The organism is Blastomonas sp., from assembly GCF_041747255.1.
Lineage (GTDB): Bacteria > Pseudomonadota > Alphaproteobacteria > Sphingomonadales > Sphingomonadaceae > Blastomonas.
Genome location: NZ_JBGTFM010000008.1, coordinates 1 through 4,611, shown reverse-complemented (window position 1 = coordinate 4,611; position 4,611 = coordinate 1). Strand labels below are relative to the sequence as shown.

5 protein-coding genes are annotated in these 4,611 nt (G+C 65.9%); 3 read left to right on the top strand and 2 right to left on the bottom strand.

Annotated elements, in window-relative coordinates:
- The 3 genes from ACEW8G_RS00405 to ACEW8G_RS00395 form a co-directional block, all read left to right on the top strand.
- Positions 1-511, top strand: a 511-nt coding sequence (locus ACEW8G_RS00405) for a hypothetical protein (protein ID WP_373486479.1), incomplete at its 5' end; no start/stop codon positions are given.
- Positions 512-572: 61 nt separating this feature from the next.
- A complete protein-coding gene (locus tag ACEW8G_RS00400) occupies positions 573-1,550 on the top strand; it encodes a hypothetical protein (protein ID WP_373486478.1) in 978 nt (325 codons plus the stop codon).
- Positions 1,547-2,959: a sensor histidine kinase gene (locus tag ACEW8G_RS00395; RefSeq protein ID WP_373486477.1), complete on the top strand. Its 1,413-nt coding sequence runs from the start codon at positions 1,547-1,549 to the stop codon at positions 2,957-2,959. The genes ACEW8G_RS00400 and ACEW8G_RS00395 overlap by 4 nt, the downstream gene beginning before the upstream one ends.
- Positions 2,960-2,981: 22 nt before the next feature.
- Here ACEW8G_RS00395 and ACEW8G_RS00390 read toward each other — a convergent pair whose 3' ends face one another.
- Positions 2,982-3,959: an NAD(P)H-dependent flavin oxidoreductase gene (locus tag ACEW8G_RS00390; protein WP_373486476.1), complete on the bottom strand. Its 978-nt coding sequence runs from the start codon at positions 3,957-3,959 to the stop codon at positions 2,982-2,984.
- 61 nt (positions 3,960-4,020) lie between these two features.
- Positions 4,021-4,611 (bottom strand): thioesterase family protein (locus tag ACEW8G_RS00385; protein WP_373486475.1); only part of this gene is annotated, 591 nt, incomplete at its 5' end.

The window sequence follows — 4,611 nt, the reverse complement described above, 5'->3', positions numbered from 1 at the left end:
GCGCTGGAGTCGCCCTGCGCTGCGGATCTTCGGGATCGTCGGGCCGCTTGCAGCGATTGGCCTGGGCGCGGTGAGCTGGGTGATAGCAGGCCTCGGGATCCTGCTCGCCAGCCGCGCGGCAGCCGGGCTGCACGACAGCCTGTTTGGCCGGTTTCTGGGCAATGCCACCGGCGCGGCTGAAAAGATCGCCCGCCAGACCGTATTCGTGCTCGCCTTTGTCGCGCTGACCGTGCTGGCGGTGGCCGCGAGCGAACGGCTGTTCGCGCTGTTCGCCGCGATCATGGTGCTGGGACTGTCGGCGCTCGTCCGGTCTGGTCCAGAGGAGCGGCAGACGATCTGGACGCGGCTGGGCGGATCGCACAGCCTCCTGGCGCTGGCGGCGTTGATTGCGCTGCCGTTCAGCGCGCTGATCGGCGTGCTGGCGTTGTGGAACCTTGCGCTGCTTGGCCTGTTGCTGTGGATGTCCGGCGCAACCGGGCTGGCTCGGCCAGGTAAAGATAGACCGGTTTGACCGGCAAACCCCCGCTTTCAACTAACAGCATTTTAACCAGCAATCGCTAGACGATACAGCAATGAAAACGGACAGGACCCAAGCGTTTGCGGTCACGCAGGACGATGACGCCCTGCTCGCCCGGGCGGCAGAGCAGGCGACAGGTGCTGCCGCGTTGCCGGTGCTGATCCGTCAGACGCTGGCACCGGCTACGGCAATCGCGCTGCGCGAGGACGATCTCGGCCTCGCCGGGGGCTTTGCCGCATCGCTTGCCGAGCAGCTGCACGAGGCGCTGTGGCCCGATCAGGCGGACATCGACGTGACCCAGATCAGCGAACGCGTCGTGCTGCAATGCCAAGCCACCACCCGCCTGTGCTTTGCCCGCGCGATCGAGGCGCGGCTGTGCCACAACGCTCCTTTTATCGGCATGCTTAGTGCCGAGTTGCCCGCGCGCGTCGAGGCCGAGGTCGGCGATGCGCAGGATGAGATCGCTGCAGCGGCGATGTCGGTGATCGTCGCGCAGAGCCGGTTTCTCGCCAACGCCGCCGCGTATCGGATCGATCTAGACGAACTGCCGCCCGAAATCCTTGCCGGGCTGGTGTGGCGCATGGTCGGCTGGCTGCAGACCACGCAGGGCGGCGACCCTGTGGCGCTGCGCAACGCCGCAGAGCCGCTGCTGGCGCGCTTTGATGAACGGCTGGGGCGGCCCAACCGGATGCTGCGCTTTTGCCATCTGCTCGAATTGCCGCGTGCTGGCGACGCGTGGGCGATGGCGGACAACGGCCCGTCGCTGTTGTTTGCGATGCTCGCGCGGACGAGCGGGCTGGGCTTCGATATGCTGATCGACATGGCGCGCGATGCCGGACTTGCCCGGCTGGTGATTGTGCTGCGCGCCTGCGATGTGCCGGTGGACAAGATTGTGCAGGTGCTTGCCGATCTGGCGCTGCTTGGCGCAACCCCAACCGAGGCTTTGCCAGACAGCGCTGCCGTCGCCAATGTCACCGCAGATGATGCCGCGCGGCTGGTGGCTGGCTGGCGCAACGCGGCGCTGCTGGCATGAGCGCGGGCGATTATCCGGGCGGCAGGGCCGCAACGACGCTCGCCGCAGACGGCTGGGTGCAGCTTGATCGCGCCGCGCGCGTGGTCAGCGCCGATGACCGGCTGATGGCTTTGCACATTGCTCTTGGCGGTCTGGCCGATGGCGAACTGGCGGTACCGCAGCTGGCGGACCTTGCACGCGCCGCGCTGCGGCTGGGGATGCGGCTGTCGCGCCCGGTATCAATCGCAGGCGATGGCGTGCTGATCGATCTGTGGTGCGATTGCGCGCCGCGTGCCGATGGCGTGCTGCTGCAGATCAGCCGCTGGCATGAAAAGCCGGTGCCAAATCCACAAGTAATGCCGCGCCTGCTGCGCGCCGCCCGCCCGCGCAAGGCTGGCGATGACAGTGGCTATATCCGCGCCGACCGGCTGGGCCGGGTGCTGCGCTTCGTGCCGCCTGCGGGCTATGCGGGCAGCGTGGGCGATGCCGAGGCGGACTATGTGTTGCGGCCCTTGTCGCGACTGCTGACGCCAACGCCGCCGGGCGAGGCTGATGACGATGCGCTGCCGGTCGATTTCGCCGGTCAGACGGTCATGCTCGCTCAGGATGGTCGCGCGTGGCAGGTCGAGTTGCGCGCCGACCACGGCGCAGACGGGGTGGTGATGGGTTATGACCTGCTGCTGCTGCCGGTCGATGAGGACGCAGCGGAAGCATCTGATACTCCGCCACCCCCACCACCGATGTTCGATGACCAGAGCCTCGAACGCTTGTTCGGCACCCAGATCGGCCCGGCGCTGCGCCAGCCCATCGGGCGGATCATCGCCAATGCCGAAACCATTGGTAGCAGGCTGGAAGGCCCGCTGCGCGCCGATTATGCGGCTTATGCCAGCGACATCGCCTCGGCCGGACGCCATCTGCTGGCCTTGGTCGAGGACCTTGCCGATCTTGAGGCCATTGAGGCGGGCGGCTTTAGCGCCGCGCGTGAGCCGGTGGACCTCGCCGACATTGCGCGCCGCGCCGCCGGTTTGCTCGCGCTGAAAGCTGCTGACCGCTCGATCCGCATCGACCGGCCCGCCGAGGAGGAGGCGATGGGCGCCACCGGCGAATTCCGCCGCGTGCTGCAGGTGCTGCTCAACCTGCTCGGCAACGCGATCAACTATGCGCCCGATGGTTCGATGATCTGGCTGCGGCTTGATGACGGCCCCGACTGGGCGAGCGTCACCGTCGCCGATCAGGGGCCTGGCCTGACCGAGGAGGAGCGCCAGCGCCTGTTCAACAAGTGGGAACGGCTGGGCCGCAGCGGCGATGGCGGCAGCGGGCTTGGCCTGTATATCTCGCGGCGGCTGGCGCAGGCGATGGGCGGCGCTTTGAGCGTTGACAGCGCCCCCGGCCAGGGCGCGCGCTTCACGCTGACCTTGCCGAAAGAGTGAGGGCAGCCGCAAGCGTTGCCGGTTACGCGGCCAGCATCCCTTCAAGTCGCCCGCGAATGATGGTTTCAGCCTCGGTCATGATCCGGTCGATCAGCTCCTTGCACGTCGGGATATCGTGGATCAGCCCGGCAACCATGCCGCATGACCAGGCCCCTGCATCCATGTCTCCTTCCATCATGATGCGCGGGTAGACGCCCGCGACCTGCTCGATGATGTCGGTGAACTGCAGGTCCTTGCCCTTCTCCTTTTCGATCAGCAGCAATTCCTCGACCGCCGCATTGGTCATCACGCGTTCGGTGTTGCGCAATGGGCGCATGACCAGCCGCGTGTCGAGTTCGCTGGCCGCGACAATCGCCTGTTTGACGTTCTCGTGCACCGGCGCTTCCTGGGTGGCGATGAAGCGGGTGCCCATGTTGATGCCGTCCGCGCCCATCGCCAGCGATGCGACCAGCGAGCGACCATCGGCCTGGCCGCCGGACGCCACGAACGGAATGTCGAGCTCATCAGCGGCGCGGGGCAGCAGGATCATATTGGGCACATCATCCTCACCCGGATGCCCGCCGCATTCGAAGCCATCGACCGACACCGCATCGCAGCCGATCGATTGGGCTTTGAGCGCATGGCGCACGCTGGTGCATTTGTGGATGACCTTGATGCCCGCTTCTTTCAGGTAAGGCAGCACCGATTGTGGGTTGTTGCCCGCAGTCTCGACCGCCTTGACTCCGTTTTCGATGATCACGCGGACATAGCCGGGGTAATCGGGTGCGGTCAGCACCGGCAGGAAGGTGAGGTTAACGCCGAATGGCTTGTCGGTCAGCGCCTTGCACTTCTTGATCTCGGCATCGAGATCCTCCGGCGTCTTTTGCGTCAGCCCGGTGATGATGCCAAGGCCACCTGCATTGGAGACGGCGGCGGCAAGCTCGGCAAAGCCGACATAATGCATGCCGCCCTGGATAATCGGGTGCTGGATGCCGAACATGTCTGTGATGCGGGTTTTCATGGCTCTCTCCTAAGCGATATTGTTCTTGAATTGCCGAGTTCCCTCGGGACAGACTGGGGGGCTATACAAACAAGGCCACACTCTGCATTGCGGTCATCACTGGCTCAAGTCTGCTGTTCCACACGGTCATATATTGGCTCGATGCGCCATGGTGCGCATGGTGGGTGACCGATTCGAGCAGCCACCAGCCGTTGTCGGTCTCGGGCGCGTCGGTCAGCATGTTGACCTGCCAGTTCATGCTGCTGATCGGGCCGGAGGCCTCCATCAGCCCCATCGCCGAGGGCGGCAGCCCATCGCCGATGCACAACAGCTCGGTCATCGGATCGAGCCCGTCGCGCGCGGCGAGGCGGTGCCAGGCGGCAAGACGCGGCGTGTTCATGCCCAGCTCAAGCCGTTTTTCGGGATATTCCATGTGATGGGTGAAGAACTCGGGCGGGCCGCTGCGCGTCTCGCCTTCGGCAGGCGGGGGCGGCATGTCGGGGCGATGGACGCCCTCGAACGCAATTTTGCTCGCGCGCGTGTTCATGAAGATGAACGTGCCGATGAAGCCCAGCCCTTCGGATGAGCTGATCCGCGCCTCGACGAACGCGGTATTGCGGCCGCGCCGCAGCAAGTCGCAGGTCACCGTCACCTCGCCCGCCAGCGGCCCGAC

Coding starts and splice junctions, on each gene's coding strand:
- ACEW8G_RS00390 (WP_373486476.1), bottom strand. CDS start 3,959: ATGAAAACCCGCATCACAGACATGTTCGGCATCCAGCACCCGATTATC.
- ACEW8G_RS00395 (WP_373486477.1), top strand. CDS start 1,547: ATGAGCGCGGGCGATTATCCGGGCGGCAGGGCCGCAACGACGCTCGCC.
- ACEW8G_RS00400 (WP_373486478.1), top strand. CDS start 573: ATGAAAACGGACAGGACCCAAGCGTTTGCGGTCACGCAGGACGATGAC.